Source organism: Pseudomonas sp. 05N433, from assembly GCF_056396925.1.
Genome location: NZ_JBFTML010000023.1, coordinates 36,416 through 57,448, shown reverse-complemented (window position 1 = coordinate 57,448; position 21,033 = coordinate 36,416). Strand labels below are relative to the sequence as shown.

22 protein-coding genes are annotated in these 21,033 nt (G+C 61.2%); 11 read left to right on the top strand and 11 right to left on the bottom strand.

Annotation, left to right across the window (positions count from 1 at the left end):
- Nucleotides 1-120: 120 nt before the first annotated feature.
- Both ypfJ and AC1DIS_RS14430 read left to right on the top strand, forming a co-directional pair.
- Entirely contained in the window at nucleotides 121-1,014 is an 894-nt protein-coding gene (gene ypfJ, locus AC1DIS_RS14435; RefSeq protein WP_018925794.1) for a KPN_02809 family neutral zinc metallopeptidase, read from the top strand.
- Nucleotides 1,014-1,976: an alpha/beta fold hydrolase gene (locus AC1DIS_RS14430; protein WP_086945923.1), complete on the top strand. Its 963-nt coding sequence runs from the start codon at nucleotides 1,014-1,016 to the stop codon at nucleotides 1,974-1,976. Before ypfJ ends, AC1DIS_RS14430 begins: the two co-directional genes overlap by 1 nt.
- Before the next feature lie 32 nt (nucleotides 1,977-2,008).
- Here the strand turns inward: AC1DIS_RS14430 and AC1DIS_RS14425 are convergent, their stop codons facing one another.
- From AC1DIS_RS14425 to AC1DIS_RS14415, 3 genes are all read right to left on the bottom strand, one after another.
- Complete coding sequence (locus AC1DIS_RS14425) at nucleotides 2,009-2,602, bottom strand: HAD family hydrolase (protein WP_028938856.1); 594 nt, start codon at nucleotides 2,600-2,602, stop codon at nucleotides 2,009-2,011.
- Nucleotides 2,599-3,468 (bottom strand): acyl-CoA thioesterase II, encoded by an 870-nt coding sequence (gene tesB, locus AC1DIS_RS14420; RefSeq protein ID WP_019650913.1) that lies wholly within the window; start codon nucleotides 3,466-3,468, stop codon nucleotides 2,599-2,601. The genes AC1DIS_RS14425 and tesB overlap by 4 nt, the downstream gene beginning before the upstream one ends.
- A gap of 109 nt (nucleotides 3,469-3,577) precedes the next feature.
- Nucleotides 3,578-4,147 (bottom strand): GNAT family N-acetyltransferase, encoded by a 570-nt coding sequence (locus AC1DIS_RS14415; RefSeq protein WP_019581317.1) that lies wholly within the window; start codon nucleotides 4,145-4,147, stop codon nucleotides 3,578-3,580.
- A gap of 90 nt (nucleotides 4,148-4,237) precedes the next feature.
- Between AC1DIS_RS14415 and AC1DIS_RS14410 the strand changes: the two genes are divergently transcribed.
- Both AC1DIS_RS14410 and AC1DIS_RS14405 read left to right on the top strand, forming a co-directional pair.
- Nucleotides 4,238-5,158: a histone deacetylase family protein gene (locus tag AC1DIS_RS14410; protein ID WP_018925789.1), complete on the top strand. Its 921-nt coding sequence runs from the start codon at nucleotides 4,238-4,240 to the stop codon at nucleotides 5,156-5,158.
- A gap of 185 nt (nucleotides 5,159-5,343) precedes the next feature.
- Complete coding sequence (locus AC1DIS_RS14405) at nucleotides 5,344-6,585, top strand: TIGR03862 family flavoprotein (RefSeq protein ID WP_477780937.1); 1,242 nt, start codon at nucleotides 5,344-5,346, stop codon at nucleotides 6,583-6,585.
- Nucleotides 6,586-6,621: 36 nt separating this feature from the next.
- Here the strand turns inward: AC1DIS_RS14405 and AC1DIS_RS14400 are convergent, their stop codons facing one another.
- Nucleotides 6,622-7,956 (bottom strand): RNA helicase RhlE1, encoded by a 1,335-nt coding sequence (locus AC1DIS_RS14400; RefSeq protein WP_086945927.1) that lies wholly within the window; start codon nucleotides 7,954-7,956, stop codon nucleotides 6,622-6,624.
- Between the two features lie 65 nt (nucleotides 7,957-8,021).
- Nucleotides 8,022-8,954 carry a drug/metabolite exporter YedA gene (yedA, locus tag AC1DIS_RS14395; RefSeq protein ID WP_086945928.1) on the bottom strand — a complete coding sequence of 311 codons (933 nt, stop codon included), beginning with the start codon at nucleotides 8,952-8,954 and terminating at the stop codon, nucleotides 8,022-8,024.
- 164 nt (nucleotides 8,955-9,118) lie between these two features.
- On the opposite strand from yedA, the gene AC1DIS_RS14390 reads away from it, so the two are divergent.
- Complete coding sequence (locus tag AC1DIS_RS14390) at nucleotides 9,119-9,565, top strand: Lrp/AsnC family transcriptional regulator (RefSeq protein WP_018925785.1); 447 nt, start codon at nucleotides 9,119-9,121, stop codon at nucleotides 9,563-9,565.
- A 131-nt stretch (nucleotides 9,566-9,696) separates the two neighbouring features.
- Here AC1DIS_RS14390 and AC1DIS_RS14385 read toward each other — a convergent pair whose 3' ends face one another.
- The 3 genes from AC1DIS_RS14385 to AC1DIS_RS14375 all read right to left on the bottom strand — a co-directional run bounded on the left by AC1DIS_RS14385 (nucleotide 9,697) and on the right by AC1DIS_RS14375 (nucleotide 11,836).
- Nucleotides 9,697-10,308 carry a 3'-5' exonuclease gene (locus AC1DIS_RS14385; RefSeq protein WP_018925784.1) on the bottom strand — a complete coding sequence of 204 codons (612 nt, stop codon included), beginning with the start codon at nucleotides 10,306-10,308 and terminating at the stop codon, nucleotides 9,697-9,699.
- A gap of 22 nt (nucleotides 10,309-10,330) precedes the next feature.
- On the bottom strand, nucleotides 10,331-10,810 hold the full coding sequence (locus AC1DIS_RS14380; protein ID WP_018925783.1) for a LabA-like NYN domain-containing protein: 480 nt from the start codon (nucleotides 10,808-10,810) through the stop codon (nucleotides 10,331-10,333).
- A 252-nt stretch (nucleotides 10,811-11,062) separates the two neighbouring features.
- Entirely contained in the window at nucleotides 11,063-11,836 is a 774-nt protein-coding gene (locus tag AC1DIS_RS14375) for a DUF2076 domain-containing protein (protein ID WP_028938848.1), read from the bottom strand.
- 177 nt (nucleotides 11,837-12,013) lie between these two features.
- Here AC1DIS_RS14375 and AC1DIS_RS14370 point away from each other — a divergent pair, with 177 nt between their 5' ends.
- Together AC1DIS_RS14370 and AC1DIS_RS14365 are read left to right on the top strand one after the other, a co-directional pair.
- On the top strand, nucleotides 12,014-12,688 hold the full coding sequence (locus AC1DIS_RS14370) for a YciC family protein (RefSeq protein WP_019581325.1): 675 nt from the start codon (nucleotides 12,014-12,016) through the stop codon (nucleotides 12,686-12,688).
- Between the two features lie 74 nt (nucleotides 12,689-12,762).
- Nucleotides 12,763-13,842, top strand: a complete 1,080-nt coding sequence (locus tag AC1DIS_RS14365; RefSeq protein WP_477743852.1) for an endonuclease/exonuclease/phosphatase family protein — start codon at nucleotides 12,763-12,765, stop codon at nucleotides 13,840-13,842.
- 149 nt (nucleotides 13,843-13,991) lie between these two features.
- On the opposite strand, the gene hrpB is transcribed toward AC1DIS_RS14365, so the two are convergent.
- The gene (gene hrpB / locus AC1DIS_RS14360) at nucleotides 13,992-16,508 is read right to left on the bottom strand and encodes an ATP-dependent helicase HrpB (protein ID WP_477780936.1); all 2,517 of its coding nucleotides are present in this window, start codon (nucleotides 16,506-16,508) and stop codon (nucleotides 13,992-13,994) included.
- 97 nt (nucleotides 16,509-16,605) lie between these two features.
- Here hrpB and AC1DIS_RS14355 point away from each other — a divergent pair, with 97 nt between their 5' ends.
- Nucleotides 16,606-17,025: a hypothetical protein gene (locus AC1DIS_RS14355; RefSeq protein ID WP_018925778.1), complete on the top strand. Its 420-nt coding sequence runs from the start codon at nucleotides 16,606-16,608 to the stop codon at nucleotides 17,023-17,025.
- A 29-nt stretch (nucleotides 17,026-17,054) separates the two neighbouring features.
- Complete coding sequence (locus AC1DIS_RS14350; RefSeq protein ID WP_064620576.1) at nucleotides 17,055-17,951, top strand: cation diffusion facilitator family transporter; 897 nt, start codon at nucleotides 17,055-17,057, stop codon at nucleotides 17,949-17,951.
- Here the strand turns inward: AC1DIS_RS14350 and AC1DIS_RS14345 are convergent.
- A complete protein-coding gene (locus AC1DIS_RS14345; protein WP_064620580.1) occupies nucleotides 17,945-19,042 on the bottom strand; it encodes a DUF6515 family protein in 1,098 nt (365 codons plus the stop codon). The two genes, AC1DIS_RS14350 and AC1DIS_RS14345, sit on opposite strands and share 7 nt — an antisense overlap.
- A 448-nt stretch (nucleotides 19,043-19,490) precedes the next feature.
- Between AC1DIS_RS14345 and AC1DIS_RS14340 the strand changes: the two genes are divergently transcribed.
- Complete coding sequence (locus tag AC1DIS_RS14340) at nucleotides 19,491-19,970, top strand: Lrp/AsnC family transcriptional regulator (protein ID WP_007937367.1); 480 nt, start codon at nucleotides 19,491-19,493, stop codon at nucleotides 19,968-19,970.
- A 226-nt stretch (nucleotides 19,971-20,196) separates the two neighbouring features.
- A complete protein-coding gene (locus AC1DIS_RS14335) occupies nucleotides 20,197-20,406 on the top strand; it encodes a DUF2788 domain-containing protein (protein WP_007937369.1) in 210 nt (69 codons plus the stop codon).
- Here the strand turns inward: AC1DIS_RS14335 and AC1DIS_RS14330 are convergent.
- Nucleotides 20,401-20,967, bottom strand: a complete 567-nt coding sequence (locus AC1DIS_RS14330) for a pseudouridine synthase (RefSeq protein ID WP_477743889.1) — start codon at nucleotides 20,965-20,967, stop codon at nucleotides 20,401-20,403. The two genes, AC1DIS_RS14335 and AC1DIS_RS14330, sit on opposite strands and share 6 nt — an antisense overlap.
- Between the last annotated feature and the right edge of the window lie 66 nt (nucleotides 20,968-21,033).

Below are 21,033 nucleotides of genomic sequence, written 5' to 3'. Positions count from 1 at the left end.
TATCCGTGTTCAATACAAGTCTGAAATGTTCCGTGCGCAGTAAAAGACAGACGACCGGACTGGCGCCGCTCTCACTGACCAGCAACACTCATCACCATATTCAAACGAGGACTCACCCCCATGCTATGGAAAAAAGGCCGACGCAGCGACAACGTGGTCGATGCCCGTGGCGATGATGTCGGCGGTGGGGGTGGCGGGATGCGCTTCGGCGGGGGCAAGGGCCTGAGCCTGACGGCGATCCTGTTGATCGTCGGGATCGGCTGGATCACCGGCCAGGACCCGATGCAGATCCTCGGTCAATTGACCGGACAAATGAGCGAGCAATCGGCTCCGGCCACCACCCACACCCGCAAGGCACCGCCGGCCAATGATGAAAACGCCGAATTCGTGCGCTCGATCCTCGGCGACACCGAAGACACCTGGGGCCAGATTTTCCAGCAGGCCGGTCGGCAATATAAAGACCCGACCCTGGTGCTGTTCAGCAATCAGGTGAACTCGGCGTGCGGATTGGCGACATCGGCGACTGGTCCGTTCTATTGCCCGGCAGACCAGAAGGTCTACCTGGACATGGGTTTCTTCCAGGAAATGTCCCAGCGTTTTTCCGCCGCAGGTGATTTCGCCCAGGCCTACGTGATCGCTCACGAAGTCGGACACCACGTGCAGACCTTGCTCGGCGTTTCGGCGAAGATTCAGACCGCCCGGCAGCAGGGCCGGCAAATGGAGGGCGACGGTGGTTTGCTGGTGCGTCAGGAACTGCAGGCCGATTGCCTGGCCGGGGTCTGGGCCAACATTGCGCAGAAGCGCCTGAACTGGCTGGAACCCGGTGACATCGAAGAAGCCTTGAACGCCGCCAACGCCATCGGCGATGACCGCTTGCAGCAGCAAGGTCAGGGCCGCGTGGTACCGGACTCGTTCACTCATGGTACGTCAGCGCAAAGGGTGCGCTGGTTCAAAGCCGGATTTGCACAAGGCCAGGTTGGCCAGTGCGATACCTTTGCCGCGAAGAATCTGTAATGCACAAGTGGTTGTTAGCTCTGTTGATCACCTGCACAAGCGCTCAGGCTGCCGAGCAGGGGGTCAAGGAGATCAGTTCCGGGCGCCTGCTGTTGAGCGCCGGCGAAATCGCGGTGGGCATCGGCCCGACACCGGCGAAGAATATCGAACGAGTGCTGATCATCATTCATGGTCGTTTGCGCAACGCTGAAACCTACCGCCAGAGCGCCGAGCACGCGGCCCAGCAAGCCGGGCAAAGCGATAACACCCTGGTGCTCGCCCCACAGTTTCTCAATGAAACCGACATCGCGAGCCACCCGGTGCCTGACAGCGTTTTACGCTGGCACGGCAATGACTGGATGGCCGGCGGGTTATCCACCGCGCCGTTTACGCTGAGCTCCTACGCGGCGCTCGACGAAATCATCGCTCGCCTGGGTGATCGGCGACAGTTTCCGGACGTGAAGCAAATTGTCATTGCCGGTCACTCGGGCGGCGCTCAGGTAGTTCAGCGTTACGCCATGTTGAGCCACCCTCAGCCAGCCCTCGACACAGCGGGGGTGAAGGTGCGTTATGTGATCGCCAATCCTTCATCGTATGCCTATTTCAATGAGCAACGGCCAGTGGCGTTCAGTCACGCGGGGTGTCCGAACTTCAATCGCTGGAAGTATGGGCTGGCGGACTTGCCCGCCTATGCCAATGGGCAAACGCCTGCGCAGATGGAAGAAAACTACGTCAAACGCGACATCGTTTATTTGCTCGGGCAGCAGGACATCGACCCGAATCACCCGGCGCTGGATAAAAGTTGCGAAGCCAAAGCCCAGGGCGCTTCTCGTTTGATTCGCGGGCGCAATTATTTCAATTATCTGAAACGGCGCCATCCTCAAGGGTTGAGTCAGCAGCTGATCGAAGTGCCCGGCGTCGGGCACAATGGGGACGGGATGTTTACCTCGCCCGAGGGGCAGAAGGCGTTGTTCGGGCAGTGAGTTTTGGGGCGTCTGATCGGACGCCCAATCTCTCAAGCCGAAAGCAGCTGCCGCAATTCCACGCAATCGCGCGCATGCCAATCAGTCAATTCCGGCCACGGATTATCCGGCAGGTTCACCAACACCGTCCGCGTCCCCGCCGCCCGGCCGCAATCCAGGTCGAAGCGGTAATCACCGACCATCACCATTTCACTCGCCGGCACCTTCCAGGCCTCGGCCAGTTTCAGTAAACCACCGGGATGCGGTTTGGGCGGCGCTTCATCGCGGCCCAATACATCCTCCACCGCAAAGCAATCGGCCAGGCCAATCGCCTCCAGCGTGACATGGGCCAGCTCACGGGCATTGCGCGTGAGAATGCCCAGGCGATAACCACGCCCGGCCAACTCACGCACCAGTTCCACCGCGCCCGGAGCCGGTTTCGAACCCAGTGCCAGATCCCGCTCGTGTTCCAGCAGCCACGCATGTTTGGCCGCCGCTTCTTCGGCCGGCAGCCCAGCGAGGTGAGTGAGGATGTCGTGTTCTGCAGGAATCGCCAATGCCACGCGAATCGCCGCGAAGTCATGCACGGCCACGGTCAGGGTGCCGTCCATGTCGAACACCCAGTGCCGCACCTCGGCCAGGCTCATGCCCAATCCTTGCGATGACGAATCAGGCCTTCCTGAGTGACCGAGGCCACCAGTTGCCCGGCACGGTTGAACACGCTGCCACGGGAGAATCCACGCGAGTTACCGGCCCACGGGCTGTCCATGGCGTACAGCAACCAGTCATCGGCGCGCAGGTCGGCGTGGAACCACAACGCATGATCAAGGCTGGCGACCTGCATGTCTTTCTGCCAGACCGATTTGCCGTGGGGCAGCATCGAGGTGGTCAACAAGCCGAAGTCCGACGCATAGGCCAGCAGGTATTTGTGCAGCGCTGGAGTGTCAGCCAACGCACCATCGGCGCGGAACCAGACGTATTTGACCGGATCGGCAGGCTGCGGGTTGTAGGGGTCTTTTTCGGTCACCGGCCGGAATTCGATCGGTTTCGGGCACAGCAGTTTTTCGCGCATGTGCTCCGGGATCAGGTGTGCGCGCTGCTGAGTGAGTTCCAGCTCCGACGGCAGGTTCTCCGGGCCGACCACTTGCGGCATTTGGCTCTGATGCTGGAAGCCCTCTTCGTCGTACTGGAACGAGGCGCTGCAGGTGAAAATCGGGTTGCCCTTCTGGATCGCCGTCACCCGGCGCGTGCTGAAACTGCCGCCATCGCGCACCCGATCGACCTGATACACCACCGGCAACTTCGCATCGCCCGGACGCAGGAAGTAACCGTGCATCGAGTGCACATGGCGTGTCTCTTCGACTGTCTGACTGGCCGCCGACAGGGACTGGCCGAGCACCTGGCCGCCGAACAACTGACGGAAACCCAGGTCCTGGCTGCGGCCACGGAACAGGTTTTCTTCAATCGGTTCCAGGGTCAGCAGGTCTACCAGATCTTCCAACACTTGGCTCATTCAGACTCTCCTCACACAGAGCAATAATGCCGCGCAGTCTTGGCTGCGGCGGTCGATTCAGTTTATGGCCCGGTTCAACATGAGGGCCATTGTAAACGTCCGTGCCTGCTTATCCATGCAAGGTTTGCAGCCATTGCTCACGGGTGATGCGGTACAACACGTGCGGGCGCAGCGGATGATCCTCTGCAAGCCGCGGGTGCTCGAAGTCATCGGCGGGGGCATGGTGCATGCCGATCGCCTGCATGACTTTTTGCGAAGGCAGGTTGGTTTCGGTGGTGAACGCCACGACCTCTTGCAGCGCCAAGCGATCAAACCCGCAACGCAGAGCGGTCCAAGCCGCCTCGCTGGCATAACCCAGGCCCCAGTGCTCGCGCGCCAGGCGCCAGCCGATTTCGATGGCTGGCGTGAACGGTGCGTCAAAGCCGACCACACTCAGCCCGGTAAACCCGATGAACGCTCCGGTGTCCTTGCGCTCCAGTGCCCAGAGGCCGAAGCCATACTCGGCAAAATGCCCGCGAACCCGCCCTATCAGCGAGGCACTTTCCAGCCGACTCAAGGGCGCCGGAAAATAACGCATCACCTGTGGATCGGCGCACATCGCCGCAAACGCCGGCAAATCCTCATCGCGCCACTGCCGTAATGACAGTCGTGCGCTTTCGAGTTCCAGTATCGGCTCCATCGTGCCCCTCCCCTCGGTTTCCATGCCGCAAGTCTACATCGCTGGTAGGATCGTTCACTCATTCCTACATGCTTCCCCGATAAATCAGCCATGCCCCTGCCCCTGATCTACCACGAAGACTACAGTCCCGAGTTCCCGGCGGATCACCGCTTCCCCATGGACAAGTTTCGCCTGCTGCGCGATCACCTGGTGGACAGTGGCCTGACCCGCGACGCCGATCTGCTGCGCCCGGACCTGTGCCCGGCGGATATTCTCGCCCTCGCTCATGACCCTGCGTACATCGAACGCTACATGGGTGGCGAGTTGTCCCGCGAAGACCAGCGGCGCCTCGGCCTGCCCTGGAGCGAAGCACTGGCCCGGCGCACCGTGCGGGCGGTCGGCGGTTCGCTGCTGGCGGCCGAACAGGCGCTGGAACATGGCTTGGCTTGTCACCTGGCCGGCGGCACGCACCACGCGCATTACGATCACCCTGCCGGGTTCTGCATCTTCAATGACCTGGCGGTGATCAGCCATTACCTGCTGGAAAGTGGCCGGGTGAATCGGGTGTTGATCTTCGATTGCGATGTGCATCAGGGCGACGGGACTGCACGAATCCTGCACAACACCCCGGAAGCGGTGACCGTTTCCCTACACTGCGAAAAGAATTTTCCTGCACGCAAAGCCGAAAGCGACTGGGACATCCCGTTGCCGATGGGCATGGGCGACGCCGATTACCTGAAGGTGGTGGACGATGCGCTCAACTATTTGCTGCCGCTCTATCAACCGGATCTGGTGCTGTACGACGCCGGTGTCGATGTGCACAAGGACGACGCCCTGGGTTATCTGAAGCTGACCGACGAAGGCGTCGCCGCTCGTGATGAAAGCGTGATGCGCCATTGCCTGGGCCGGGATATTCCGGTGGTCGGCGTGATCGGCGGCGGCTACAGCAAGGACCGCAAGGCCCTGGCGCGCCGTCATGGCATCCTCCATCACAGCGCCCAACGGGTGTGGCAGTCATCAGGTTGTCATTGATGTGTGAGTCTTTACCCACAATGCCTGTGGAACCGCCTGTGGATAACCTGAGTGAAAGGGCCGGCAGCCCATGCGGGGTATAGGTTACAGAGCGGTGGTTGTTTTTTAACCAGCCCTCGAATCCTCCCACAGGGAGCAGGGCTGGTAGAATGCGCGGCTTATTCCGCCACGCCGCAGCTCTCGCCATGACCCAGCCCTCCACTTCCCTCCCCCCTCACGTCGCCATCATCGGCGGCGGCCCCGCCGGCTTGATGGCGGCTGAAGTGTTGAGCCAGGCCGGGATCAAGGTCGATCTGTACGACGGCATGCCTTCAGTGGGGCGAAAATTCCTGCTCGCCGGGGTCGGCGGCATGAACATCACCCACTCCGAGGCCTACCCGGCATTTCTCTCACGCTATGCCGAACGGGCGCCGCAGATCGCCCCGCTGTTACGCTCGTTCGGCGCCGAAGCCTTGTGCCAATGGATTCATGACCTGGGCATCGAAACTTTTGTCGGCAGCTCCGGCCGGGTGTTTCCCACCGACATGAAAGCCGCGCCCCTGTTGCGTGCCTGGCTCAAACGCCTGCGCGATGCCGGCGTAGTTATCCACACCCGCCATCGCTGGCTCGGTTGGGATAACAACGGTGATTTGCTAATCGACAGCCCCGAAGGCGAAAAAACCGTTCACGCGGATGCGAGCCTGCTGGCACTCGGCGGCGGCAGTTGGTCGCGTCTCGGCTCGGACGGTGYCTGGATGCTGCCGCTGGAACAGCGCGGTGTAGGGCTGGCGCCATTGCAACCGAGCAATTGCGGCTTCGAGGTGCAGGCCTGGAGCGAATTGATGGTCAGCAAATTCGCCGGCAGCCCGCTGAAAAACATCGCCATCGGCCTCAATGACGACGTGCCGCGACTCGGCGAGTGTGTGATCACTGCCACGGGAATTGAGGGCAGTTTGATCTACGCCCTGTCGGCAGCGATCCGCGAAGCGATCAATCAACATGGCTCGGCAACCGTTCACCTCGATCTGTTGCCGGGCAAGCCTGTGGATAAAATCCAGGCGGCGCTGAGCAAACCGCGCGGCTCACGCTCCATGGCCAAACACCTGCACAGTCAGCTTGGGCTAGATGGCGTGAAAGCAGCATTGTTGCGGGAATTGACACCGGCTGACTGTTTTGCCGATCCGGCCCTGCTGGCCAAAGCAATCAAGGCATTGCCGCTGACGCTGGTGAAAACCCGGCCATTGGACGAAGCCATCAGCAGTGCCGGTGGCGTGATGTTCGAGGCGATGGATGAACGTTTGATGCTCAAGCAACTACCCGGCGTGTTCTGCGCAGGGGAAATGCTCGATTGGGAAGCGCCGACCGGCGGCTATCTACTGACCGCGTGTTTCGCCAGTGGGCGAGCGGCGGGGTTGGGGATGGTGGAGTGGTTGAAGCACCGACACTGATCGTTCCCACACTGCGTGGGAACGATCTTCAGAGGATCAAGGCTTACGCTTACGCGGCCCGGTATTGAACACCGGCACTTTACGCACCGGCTTGATCGAAGGCTCCGGCGCCGACGCCTCACCGCTCTCGACCCATTTACCCAGGTTGCGCTTGCCGCCACCAGAGGTTTTGGGCTTCTTCGGTTTTTTCGGCTTCTTGATCACCTGACCGCTGGCATCGGTATCCGGCACGCGGTGTTCAGGTTCGAAGTCCGGCTCCATCTGGCGAGTCAACGTCTGACGGGTCAGCATCTCGATGGCTGACAGTTGATTCACTTCATCAGCGCAGACCAGCGAAATAGCCTGCCCGGTTGCGCCCGCACGGCCGGTACGACCGATGCGGTGGATGTAGTCTTCTGCCACGATCGGCAGGTCAAAGTTGACCACCAATGGCAAATCTTCGATATCCAGGCCACGGGCAGCCACGTCGGTGGCCACGAGGATCTGCACTTCGCTGGCCTTGAAGCGATCCAGCGCCCGCTGGCGAGTTGCCTGGGGTTTGTCGCCGTGGATGCCGTCGGCATTGACGCCCAGGCCCTGGAGTTTTTCCACCAACGCGTCTACGCCGTTACGGGTCTTGGCGAACACCAGCACCTGCTTCCACTTGCCCTTGCGCATCAAGTGAATGAACAGCTCCGGCTTGCGCTTTTTATCCACCGTCACCACCCATTGCTTGACGGTGTTGGCGGCCACGTTACGCGGGCTGACTTCGATGCTCAGCGGGTCGTTGAGCATTTGCCCGGCCAGCATGCGGATCGCATCGGAGAAGGTCGCGGAGAACAGCAGCGTCTGACGTCTCGAAGGCAGGGCTTTATAGATATTCCCCAGCTCCTCGGAAAAGCCCAGATCGAGCATGCGATCGGCTTCGTCCAGCACCAGGGTTTGCAGCTGGTTGAACTTGAGCGCGTTCTGACGGAACAGGTCGAGCAAACGGCCCGGGGTCGCCACCAACAGGTCGACGCCTTTGCGCAGTTTCATCATTTGCGGGTTGATGCTGACGCCGCCGTACACCGCGTAGGTGCTCAACGGCAGGTTCTCGGCATACTGGCGCACGGCTTCGTGAACCTGTTCGGCCAGTTCGCGGGTCGGCACCAGAATCAGCGCGCGCACGGAGTTGGCGCTGACTTTCGGCCCTTCCATGGCCAGCAATTGCAGCAGCGGCAAGGCGAAACCGGCGGTTTTGCCGGTGCCGGTCTGGGCCGCGGCCATCAGGTCGCGACCGGCCAGCACCGCCGGAATCGCTTGCGCCTGAACCGGCGTCGGGGTCTGGTAGCCGAGCGTCTCGAGGGCGCGCAGCAAGGGTTCGATCAGGCCAAGGGTGGCGAAAGTCATGGGAGTACCGTAGGAAAATTCAGCGCGATTGTGCGAAACAAGTGTGCAATGGCGCGCAGTTTACCCTAATTCGCTCGGGATTCTGTCGGCACCACTACGGCAGGGGCCGACCGATCCGTGCCACGGCGCCACTGCGGCATCCCGATCAACACCACGGCACTGATGATCACCGCCATGGCCAGCGCTTCCTCGACACCGATGGTCTCGCCAACGAATACGATCCCCAGCAACACCGCCACCGCCGGGTTGACGTAGGCATAACTGGTGGCTGCGGCCGGCCGCACGTGTTTCAACAGGTACATGTAGGCGTTGAAGGCGATGATCGAACCGAAGAGGGTCAGGTACGCCAGCGCCGCCCAGCCTTCGATCGGCGGCAGACTTTCCAGACGCTCGCCACTCACCGCACTGCCGATCAGCAACACCACGCCGCCCACCAGCATTTCCACGGCACTGGCCATCGCGCCCTGAGGCAACGGCAAGTGTTTGCTCCACACCGAGCCGAAGGCCCAGGACGCCGCCGCGAACACCAGCAACGCTGCGCCCAACGGGCTCGATTGCAGGTTGGAGCCGAGGTTGAGCATGGCAATACCGATCAGCCCAAGCACAATCCCGGCCCATTCGAGACGGGTATTACGCGCGCCCCAGAAATATCCGCACAACAAGGTAAACAGCGGCACCGTCGCCACCGCCAACGCGGCCACGCCAGAGGCCACGCCCGTGTGTTCGGCGACGCTCACCGCACCGTTACCGCACGTCAGCAGCAAAATCCCGATGATCCCCGCCGCTTTCCACTGCGCCCAGGTCGGCGCCGGCGCCCCGCGCCAGCGCAGGTACGCGTACATCAACGTCCCGGCGAGCACGAAGCGGATACCGGCGAGCAGCAACGGCGGCCAGTACTGCACGCCGATGCGAATCACCAGATAAGTCGACCCCCAAATCACGTACAACGCGAAAAAAGCAGCGATCAGCGGTAAGGAAAAACGGCGTAGACCAGACATGGGCAGCTCGAGGAACAAGACAAGGAGAGCCGCTATTCTAGAAAGGCCAACAGCGGAAAATAAGCTACAAAACCTGTTTATAGCGCCGGTACACTTTTCAAAACACGGAGTTCGACGCTATAAACCGTGCTTTCGAAAGTCAGTCATTTTTCAGGTAGGCCACGATGGACAAATACGACCGCATGCTCCTCAGCGCCCTGCTGGAAAACGGTCGTGCGTCCTACGCCGATCTGGCGCGAAAGGTGAACCTGTCCGCTCCGGCGGTGGCCGAACGCGTTGCCAAACTTGAAGCCTGCGGAGTGATCACTGGTTACCAGGCGAAAGTCGACCTGTCCAAAATCGGCCTGCCGATCCAGTGCGTCATCGAACTGCGCCTGAACCAGCACGGTAACCAGAAAACCTACGACGAACTGATCAAAATCCCACAGCTGACCGAGTGCCATCGCGTCACCGGCGATCCGTGCGTGATCATGCAAGCGGCGGTGGGCTCGATGCCGGAGCTGGAAGAGTTGATCAACCGGATCGCCACGTTCGGGTTCAGCAAGACCTCGATTGTGTTGTCGAGTGCCATCGAAAAGCGCGTGCCGTTGGGTCAACTGGAGGGGAAATAGTGAGGCGACTGACGCCTTCGCGGGCAAGCCTCGCTCCTACGGTTTTTGAGGCGCCCCCAATGTCGGGGCGCCCATAAATCCGTAGGAGCGAGGCTTGCCCGCGAAGAGGCCAGTAGAAACACTACAAGACCTTAAAACCCGCGATACCGCTTCAAATGCTCATTGATCTTCGCCGCCGGTACTTTCTGCAGGCTGCACAACAGATCATGGGACAACTCGCGCAACCCGTGCTTTTGCCGCAGCTCTTGCGCCAGATGCGCCGTCAGGTTGGCGGCCATTTCCGCATCGGCCATGGCCCGGTGAGCCTTGCCGGTATTGGGCAGGCTGGCGAAGGTGGTGAGGGTGCCGAGTTTGTGGTTCGGCGCAGCGGGCATCAGGCGGCGGGCGAGTAACAGCGAGCAGGCAAAGTTCTGCAGACGTGTACGTTTGATTCGCCCGAGCTCGTAGTCCCAGAACTTCTGGTCGAACGCAGCGTTGTGCGCCAGCAGCGGCGTGATGCCGACGAATTCATTGACCTCGTTCATCACCTGCTCGGCCGAGGGGGCGGTGCGCAGCATGGCGTTGCTGATGCCGGTCAGTTGTTCGATGAACGCCGGCACCCGCACGCCGGCATTCATCAGGCTTTGGTAACGCTCGACGATACGCCCCTGTTCAAGAATCACCACGGCAATTTCCGTGGCCCGGCAGCTGCTGCTCGGGGAGATCCCGGTGGTTTCAAAGTCGATGACTGCTATGCGTTCCAAACCTGTTTCAACTCCGTAAAAATCAATTCTTGAGCAGCAACGCGCCTTCGATCGGTACGTAACGACTGGCGGCGCGGATCAGCGAGTTGGCCGTCAGGCCCGGCACGCCGTAGGCCACCGCCTGCACACCGTGCTTGGCGATGATGCGCTCCAGCAGCATGTCGAAATCACCGTCGCCAGAGGCCAGCACCACTTCGTCGACATGATCGGCGGCGTCCATGATGTCGAGGGTGATGCCCACGTCCCAGTCGCCTTTGGCCGAACCGTCGCTGCGCTGGATGTAGGGCTTGAGCTTCACGACGAAGCCGAGGTTGCGCAGGATCTGCTGGAACTGCTGCTGTTTGCTGTCGCCACGATCGATCGCATAGGCATAGGCCTCGACGATCTGCCCCTGCTTGCTGACGTCAGCCCACAAAGCGGCGTAGTTGAAGTGGCAACCATAGGCCTGACGCACGGTGTAGTAGAGGTTCTGGACATCGGCGAACACTGCGATTTTTTTCACCGTACATCCTCTCTGCGCGTTGGCGCGCGGGGTCGTGGCGCATAGGCGCGCGGGCTGGATCAGGCTCCAGGCCCGAAAAGTCGCCCAGTATGCCAGCCAGAAGGATTGTTCCGCGAATAATCGGCCGTGTGGCGAGGGAGCTTGTCGGAACGCCGCAGCGTCCCGCTAGGGTGCGAAGCGGCCCCCTTGCTTTGAAACCCAAGGGGCCTGCTACGCAGTCCAGCGGGAGCAAGCTCCCTCGCCACAGATGTGTCAGATGAAGGAGTCGTCGTCATCGCCGCCGAAGAACGATGAACTGTCATCATCGTAATCCGCGTCGGTGAAACCGCCCTGATCGCTGGAGTTGTCAGCCACGCGCTGATCATTGCCCCAACCGCTGCTATCGCTCTGATCGTTGACCTTGGCCGGTTCTTCCTTGATGACTTCAACCACTTCCGGCTGCTGATTGTGATGGAACAGGCTGCTGATGCCTTGCGCCAGCATCACGCCACCGGCCACACCCGCTGCCGTTTTCAATGCACCGCCGAGGAAACCGCTGCCGACAGGCTGTTGCGGTGCGTAATTCTGCTGAGGCGGCGCTCCGAAACTCTGCTGAGCAGGCGGTGCACCGAAGTTTTGCTGCGGCTGCGAGTTGAACGACGGCCGTCCTGGTTCACGCCAGCCGCCATTCGAGGGGGCTGCGCTTTGAGTCGGCGCAGGCTGCGGATCACGGGAAGCGCCGCCGAAAATGCTCGACAAAAAGCCGCCGCTTGGCGCCGGCGCCGCTGTCTGCGCCTTGGCCTGTTGCAGTTCGGCCTGCAATTGCTGCACTTGCTGGGTGAGTTGCTTGTTCTGTTCGTCGAGGCTCTTGATGGCTGCCTCTTGCACCAGAATCGCCTGGGTCATGAAATAGCCCGCCGCTGGCTGGCGAGTCAGGTGTTCCTTGATCCGCGTCTCGGCCTGGGCGTCGCGCGGGGCTGAGTCCGTTTCGGCCTGTTGCAGCCGGGAAAACAGTCCATCGATCAGGGTTTGTTCTTCGCTGTTCATGGCGACCTCGTAGATTGCCGGGAATATCAGTGCCCTCACCCACAGTGGATAAGGTGCTCACCAGTAATGGGGCTGATACAGGATGTTTCAATGACCTTTACCGAACGTTTACGTTTGTGCCCCGAAGGGGTTGATCGGTTAAAGTGAGGCACTGCTTTCAACCTGCGATACCGACTGATGAATTCGTTCGATGTACTGCGTGACTCTCTGTATTTCTTCAAGCGCAATCTGAGCCAGATCGTGCAGCTATGCCTGCCGCTGGTGATTGTCGAGGCGCTGCTGCAACAAGTGGTCGACCGCTCCACCGGGCCAGACAGTTTCGCCGGCATCAGTGTGATTGTCGGCTTGCTGGTGTATCCGCTGTACACCGCCGCGCTGATCCTGTTTCTCGATGCCCGTAGCCGCGGCGAATCGCCGCGTACCCGCGACCTGTTGGCAGCCGCTGCGACCCTGTGGCCGCGCTTCGCCGTACTGACCGCCCTTAATACCCTGCTGATCCTGATCGGCCTGTCGCTGTATTTCCTGCCGGGCATCTGGCTGATGGTGACGCTGGCGTTCGGCGAGTACCTGTTGGTGCTGCGCGGCCTGGCACCGCTGGCGGCGATGAAGGAAAGCCTGCGCCTGACCCGCGGGCATTTCATACGCATTCTGGTGTGCATTCTGTGCGTGATGGGCCCGCTGTGGGTGCTCAAGGGAGCGACGCTGGCGGTTTACCCTGACCCGCAGAACCCGGTGATCTCCCTGCTGATCGACAGCGCCCACAGCTTCCTGCAGTTGTTCACCAGCGTGGTGCTGTTCCGTTTGTTCATGCTGATCGCCGATGCACCCGAGAAATCTGATGAGCGGCTCTGACCGCTCTACCCTTGGGCTTTGGCGCTGCTCTCGGTTATGCTCGGGGTCAATCTYGTAACGCGATAAGCCGAGCGATGCCCCGTCTACTGCGCTACACCCTGCTGTGCCTGCTGATCGCCATCAGCCTGATTGCATTGCTGATCTACAGCCTGACCTGGCGCCCCGACGCCAAGGAAGCGCTGCCGGTCAGTTGCAACGCCCAGGCGCCGACGCTGGTGCCCGGTCAGGCGTTGAAGGTGATGACCTGGAACGTCCAGTATCTGGCCGGCAAGCGCTACGTGTTCTGGAACGACCTGGCCGCAGGAGACGACGAATCCCCTACACCTGAAGACATGGCCTTCAGCCTCGACGAAGTGGCGCGGGTGATTCGCGACGAGCAACCGGACATCGTGCTGTTGCAGGAACTCGATGACGGCGCCAAGGCCAGCGACTACCAGAACCAGTTCAAATTACTTCAGGATCGGGTCACCGACCTGTATCCGTGCACCACTCAGGCCTTCGACTGGAAAGCCGACTTCGTACCTGAACCGCATATTTTCGGCAGCGTTGGCCGGCAATTGGCGACCCTGAGCCGCTACCGGATCGAACACGCCGAACGCCTGCAATTGCCGGTCGCGCCGGCCAATGTCATCAGCCGTCAGTTCAAGCCGAAAGACGCCTTGCTGGTCACGTACCTGGCATTGAACGACGGTGGCCAGATGGCCGTGCTCAACACCCATCTGGACCGCACCAGCCAGCTCGACGATACCTTGCAATCCCAGGTGACCGCCGTGGCCAAGGTGCTCGACAAGTTCGAAAGCCAAGGCACGCCGTGGTTGATCGGTGGAGATTTCAACCTGTTGCCGCTGGGCCAGTATCAACGCCTGCCCGCCGAGCAACGCACGCCCTACTCTGCCGACAGCGCGCTGCATGTGCTGTGGGACAAATACCCGATGATCCCCACCAACAACGAAGCCAGCGGTATCGACCGGGCGCAATGGTTGACCCATTACCCGAATGATCCCGGCTTGAACGGGCCGGACCGGACCGTCGACTACCTGTTTTACAGCCCGCGCATCAAACGGGTCGAAGCGCGGGTGCGGCAGGACGATACGTTGCGCATTTCCGATCATTTGCCGGTGATTGCGCGGTTTCTGTTGCCGGCCGCGCCATAAAACACCTGTGGCGAGGGAGCTTGCTCCCGCTCGACTGCGCAGCAGTCGTAAACCGATTGACACCACGCACCTGAAAAATGATGTGACAGAATTTGGGGCTGCTTTGCAGCCCAACGGGAGCAAGCTCCCTCGCCACAAAAATCCGTGCCCTACTTACGAGGCTTAACCCGCGCCGTCGCCTCGGCCACCAGCGGATCATCCGGCCAGTAGTGCTTCGGATACCGCCCCTTCAAATCCTTCTTCACCTCGGCATACGTACTGCGCCAGAAGTTCGCCAGGTCCTGCGTCACCTGCACTGGCCGCCGCGCCGGGGACAACAGATGCAGTTTCACCACTTGCCGGCCGCCGGCAATCCGCGGAGTCTCGGCCAAGCCGAACAACTCCTGCAACCGCACCGCCAGAATCGGTGGCTGTTCACTGTAATCCAGACGAATCGATGAACCCGACGGCACACTCAAATGATGCGGCGCCAGCTCATCCAGCCGTTGCGGCAACGGCCACGGCAGCAGGTTGTGAACGATGCTCGACAGGTCCAGATTGGCGAAGTGACTGAGCCGCGAGACTTTCCCCAGATAGGGCATCAGCCAGTGTTCGAGGCTTTTGAGCAATGTTGCGTCGCTGACATCCGGCCATTCGCTCTCGCCTTTACCCGCGAGATCCAACTGCCGCAACAACGCCACCCGCGCCTGCCACTGACGCAGCTCTGGCGTCCAGGGCAACAGCTCCAGACCTTTGCGCCGCACCAGATTCACCAACGCCTGACTGCGAGCACTTTCATCGAGCCCGGTCAGCGGTTCGCGGCTGAGGATCAACTCGCCGACCTTGCGCTGACGCTCGGCCCGCAGCACACCTTCGCGCTCATCCCAATCCAATTGATCGACACACCGCACCTGTTCGGCCAGCACCGAATCAAACAGCGCCGGATCAAAATCCGTCGCCAGATAAATCCGTTCTTCACGCTGGCCCTGACGACTGCCCAGATCGGCGATCACCAGCCACGGTTGCTTCATCAGGCTGTCCGCCTCGGCAAATAGCGCCGCACGACCGTTGGCCAGGCGATACTCCGCGCCACCGGCCCGCCGCTGTTGGGCGACCCGATCGGGATAAGCCAATGCCAGCAGCGCACCGAGCCAACGCGGATGTTCGGGGTCGCTGACCGGCTCCGACGCTTTGCCGCGCAAATAACCGCGATACTGTCGCGCCAGCTGCCGAGCTCGTTGAACACCGCCCTGCGCACCGCGAGCGGCCCGTTCTTCACCGGATAACAGCACCAGTCGGCTGTGCAGGTCCGCGCCAGCACCACGCAAGATATCGCGCTCACCAAGCAGCGCCGCGACATCGCAGGCCATGTCGGCCAGGCCGAGCGCCTGGCCACGCAACAGCAAATGGGCGATTCGTGGATGGGCCGGCAGTTCGGCCATGGCCTGACCGTGACGGGTCAGCGCTTCGCCCTCCAGCGCGCCCAAGCGCTCAAGCAGATCCTGGGCCTGTGCATAAGCCGCCGCCGGAGGAACATCCAGCCAGACCAACTGCCCCGGCGTCACGCCCCAACGACCGAGTTGCAAGGCCAGCCCGGCAAGGTCCGCCGAGRGGATTTCCGCACTGGCGTAAGCCGCCAGTTGCTCGTGTTGATCCTGCGACCACAAGCGATAACACACGCCGGGCTCCAAACGCCCGGCCCGGCCTGCGCGCTGCGTGGCACTGGCTTTGGAAATCCGTTGGGTATCCAGGCGAGTCATGCCGCTGCCGGGGTCGAAGCGCGGCACGCGCGCCAACCCGGCATCGATCACCACACGCACGCCATTGATGGTCAGGCTGGTTTCGGCGATGTTGGTGGCCAGCACCACTTTGCGCTTGCCCGCAGGCGCCGGGTCAATCGCCGCCCGCTGCGCCGCCAGGTCCAGTTCGCCGTGCAGCGGGCACAGCAACACCGGCGTGCCCTCGCCCAAGGCATCGGCCAATTGTTGATGCACCCGCCGAATCTCCGCCTGCCCTGGCAGGAACACCAGCAGGCTGCCGGTTTCATCGTTCAGCGCGTCGAGGATGGTCTGCACCACCTTTGGCTCGATGAACTCACCGGGCTGAAACGGCCGGCCCCAGCGCATCGCCACCGGGTACATGCGACCTTCGCTGCGCAGGATTGGCGCGTCATCCAGCAACCCGGCCAGGCGTTCGCCTTCCAGGGTTGCCGACATCAAGAGGATCTTCAGCGGTTGATCGTCGCGGAACAGCTCCCGGCCATTCAGGCTCAGGGCCAGCGCCAGGTCGGCATCGAGGCTGCGCTCGTGGAATTCATCGAAAATCAGCAACCCCACGCCTTCCAGCGCCGGGTCATCCTGCAGGCGCCGGGTGAGGATGCCTTCGGTGACCACTTCGATGCGGGTATTGGGGCCGACCTTGCTGTCAAGACGAATGCGATAACCCACGGTTTCGCCGACCTTCTCGCCCAATTCACTGGCCAAGCGCTCCGCCGCCGCCCGCGCTGCCAACCGGCGCGGTTCGAGCATTAGAATGGTCTGCCCGGCCAGCCACGGCTCATCGAGCAAGGCCAACGGCACCCGGGTGGTTTTACCGGCACCGGGCGGTGCTTCGAGCACGGCTTCGTGGCGTGTAGCGAGGGCTTCACGCAGGGCGGGTAAAACTTCATCAATTGGCAAAGAAATCATGCTGGCTCCCAAACAGAGGGCCGAGTATAACGGCGTTCAGCGCGGTCCTAATTCATATCGACGATGCTTCGTTTCCAGATAACCCAGGAGATTTCATATGCGTGCTCCCTTTCGCTTGATCGGCGGTGTATTGATCGCGTCCTTGCTGACCCAAATGACCGCCTGCGGTTCGATTTTCTACCCGGATCGTCGCGGCCAGATTGACGGCAAGATTGACCCGGCCATTGCCGCGCTGGATGCAGTGGGCCTGCTGTTCTATATCATCCCCGGCCTGATCGCCTTTGCAGTGGACTTCACCACGGGTGCCATTTACTTCGAGCCCGGCCGGACCGCCCAGGTGGCGCCGGAAAAACTCAAGGAAGCCATCGGCGCCGACGGCAAGGTCGATAACCACAAGTTGCAGACTATTCTCGAAAGTGAACTGGGCCGCAGCTTCCCGCTGGACGATCCGCGTCTGATCCAGCACAAGGGCAGCGCCCAGCAACTGGCTATGTTCGGCCTGCAACCGGCTGCATAATTCGTGCATTTGAAGGAACCACAGCACTGATGACGACCCCTACCGACCACGCCCGCCTGCTGCGGCTGGCGACGCGCGCCTCGGTGGCGGTCGCGTGCATATTGATCATCGCCAAAGCCATCGCCTGGTGGCTGAGCGGCTCGGTGAGCATGCTCGCCGGGTTAACCGACTCGGCACTCGACGGCATTAGCTCGCTGCTCAACCTGATGGCCGTGCATTACGCCTTGCGCCCGGCCGACGATGATCATCGATATGGGCACGGCAAAGCCGAATCACTGGCGGGCATGGCTCAGGCGCTGTTCATTGGTGGCAGTGCCGTGCTGATTTCCCTGCAGGCGATCGAACGGTTGAAACATCCGGAACCGATAGGCGCAGCGTGGCTCAGTATCGGGGTGATTGTGTTCTCCCTCGTCCTGACCGTGGCCCTGCTGATGTTGCAGCACCGGGTAATCAAGGCTACCGGCTCCAACGCGGTGAGCGCCGACTCCTTGCATTACCGTTCGGACCTGCTGCTCAATGGCGGCATTCTCGTAGCGCTGGTGCTGGCAGGGTTTGGCTGGCAGCAAGTCGACCCGTGGTTCGGCCTGGGGATCGCTGCTTACATCCTCTGGAGCGCGATCCAGATCGCCCGGGAAAGTTTTGCAGTGCTGATGGATGAAGAATTGCCGACCGATGTCAGCCAGCACATGCTCGAACTGGCCTGCAGCGTACCCGGCGTTCTGGGTGCCCACGACTTGCGCACGCGGATTTCCGGCAACCAGTGGTTCGTGCAATTGCATCTGGAATTGCCGGGAGACTTGACCCTGTCAGTCGCCCACGGCATCAGCGATCAAGCCGCCGATGCGATTCATGCCGTCTACCCGCGAGCCGAAGTGCTGGTGCACGCCGACCCGCAGGAAGTGGTGAAGGCCGCCAGGGCTCAGTAACTCACCTGATAACCGCGACTGCTCAGGCAGTTGCCCTGGGCCTGTCGGTAAACTTGCACCACCGACGGATCCGGTCGGTAGGTGGCAGTACGTGGATCGAAACCGCTCTGTTGCACGGCCCAGCGATAACATTCATAAGCGTCCCGGCTGACTTCCTCCGGCGACTGGCCGTTGGCTGGGTACGCCACCACGTCATAACCATTGCTCACCGGTGGCGGCTGCACAGGAGGGTCGACCACGACGTAATCCTGAGTGCTCTCCTGATAGGCGTAATATGCGCCGGCCGCCAGGAACAACAGCGTGCCGCCGATCCACACTTCACGGGCGTAATCGGGCAAGTAGCTGACGCGAATCCCGCGAGGCGGCTGAACCACCACATAACGCGGGCCTTGCGGGCGATACCAGTAGCCACCGGAATAGAAATAATCCTGGCCACGATACGGCACGCGGAAGTGACGCTCCTCCGGGAAGCGGTCGATCACGTACCCAGGACGATACTGCGGGCCGGGGCCCCAGCCTGTGCCGTGCCCCTCCGGACGACCGGGCCAGCGACGGTCATCGTGACGCGGCTCCCGCCCCCCGGTCTGCCATGGCTGGTTGTGATTGTTACGCCACGGTTCGTCCTGATAGTAGCCACGCCGCGGTTCCTGGGTCTGGCGCACGGTATCGGGCCGACTCTGGATTGGCAGATTATTACTCGGTTGTTGCGGCGCTCGCTCCTGAACGTTTGGATCGTGTAGCGGACGGTTCTGCCACTGGCCACCCTGAACGCTGGAGTCGTGCGGCGTACGGTTCTGCCACTGGCCGCCCTGATTGTTGGACTCGTGCGGCGCCCGGTTCTGCCACTGGCCACCCTGATTCTGGTCGTGGCGCTCGAATTGGCGGCTGTTGTCGCCACGAATGATTTCGGTGCTCTGCGGGCGTGGCTGATTGCTGCCGCCACGGCCCTGGCCCTGTTCATTGCCCCGATGATCAGGCCCACGCTGCCCGCCATCGGGGCCGCGGTTCTGTGGTTCATCGGCAAGCGATTGTGCAGTGACACTTACACACAGCAAACCAACACCGGCCAAACGCCAGATGCGCGATTTCATGCTTTTCCTCACGGCGGGTTAGGGCCTGTACGTAAGACTGGGAAAGCGCAGGCCGGTTCTGCAACAGGTTATCAGTCACGTAACTTTTTTATTGAGCGGCTTTTTATTAAGGGCATGCCAAATTGCGGGCAAGAAAAAAGGGAGACCCGTCGGCCTCCCTTTGAGAACTTCGTCCGTGCTCGACGCTTATGACGTCGGCTCACCTCACGCCGTCTTCTGGACAGTGTGTAGCTCGGGGGCCGACGCATCCCCGGTGGGGGTGGCGACCGCAGCTGGCCTGATTGGGCGAGCCGCACTGGACTGTTTGTCCGAGCAGTGATTCTGGTGATAAGAATAGGCCCGGAGCACCGACAGAGGATTGCGAATATTGCTCAAATAAACATCACTTGCGCAATTTTTAACTCAGGATAGATAATCTGCCGCAATAGTTATGACAAAGGCCTGATTGATGAGCAAACTCGACCGATACGACCTGAGTATTTTGGCGGAATTACAGCGCGACGCGCGCATCTCCAATCAGGAGCTGGCCGAACGCATCGGCCTGTCGCCTTCGCCTTGCTCGCGGCGGGTCAAGCAACTGGAAGACGACGGCTACATCTCCCGCCAGGTCGCCTTGCTGGACCGCAAGATGCTCGGCCTGAGCCTGACCGCCTACGTGCTGATCGGCATGGACCGCCATACACCCGAGCGTTTCGAGAACTTCGAAGCCGCCATTCGCACATTACCGCAAGTGCTGGAATGCAGCCTGGTGACCGGGATGGACGCGGATTATCAGCTCAAGGTGGTGGTGCCGGACATGGATCACTATCAGAAGCTGCTGCTGGGGCATCTGACCCGGATTGAAGGGGTGACGAGTGTACGGTCGAGTTTCGTGTTGAACCAGGTGCTCAACAGCACGGAGTTGCCTTTAACTCATTTGCGCAGCTGAGAATGCTTTGTGGCGAGGGAGCTTGCTCCCGTTCGGCTGCGAAGCAGTCGCAAAACCAGTGAACGCAGTGTGCCAGATTAAACCCGGTCGCTGATTTTGGGGCCGCTTCGCGCCCCAGCGGGAGCAAGCTCCCTCGCCACAATCCGACGCAGGTCAATACCCCGCCAATCCCCCTTGGCGTATACTCCTCCGGCCTTTTTAGCCCCGCCCGCGCTGGAGATATTCGATGGATCCTGCAGTTTTCGAAGAGTGGATGATGACTGGCCTGGTCAGCATCCTGATCATTTTCATGGGTTTCATCGTCTGGGATCTGGCAAAAAAATCCAAAGCCGGACGCTTCGGCTCGTTCATTCTGTTCTTTGTGCTGGGGTTGGGTGTGGCCGCATTCGTGATCAAAAGCGTGGTCATCGGCCTGATCGAATCCGGCACACTATAAACGCGCCGGCACTTCCTTCCACTGGCCCTGATCGAGCCCTTCGATCGACCAGTCACCGATTTTGACCCGCACCAGGCGCAACGTCGGCAAGCCGACCGCTGCGGTCATGCGTCGCACCTGACGGTTGCGCCCCTCGCGAATCACCAATTCCAGCCAACTCGTCGGCACGCTTTTGCGAAAGCGCACCGGCGGGTTGCGTGGCCACAGTTGCGGCTCATCCAGTTTTCGCGCTTCGGCCGGCAAGGTCATACCGTCGTTCAATTCAACGCCCTCGCGCAAGCGCTGCAACTGCTCGGCGGTTGGCTCGCCTTCCACTTGCACCCAGTAAGTCTTGGCCAGTTTGTGTTTCGGGTCGGCAATCCGCGCCTGAAGCTGGCCGTCGTTAGTCAGCAGCAGCAATCCTTCGCTGTCACGGTCCAGCCGTCCTGCCGGGTAAATCCCCGGAATATCGATAAAGTCCTTGAGCGTCGCCCGCCCTTCGCCGTCGCTGAATTGCGTCAGCACATCGAAAGGTTTGTTGAACAGAATCAGCTTCGGCTCGGCCGGGGGCGCTTTGGCGATACGGCGCGGGGCGGAAGAAGATGACACAGGCTTCACGCCAGGGCGGCGGGAAACGGGACGTTGAGG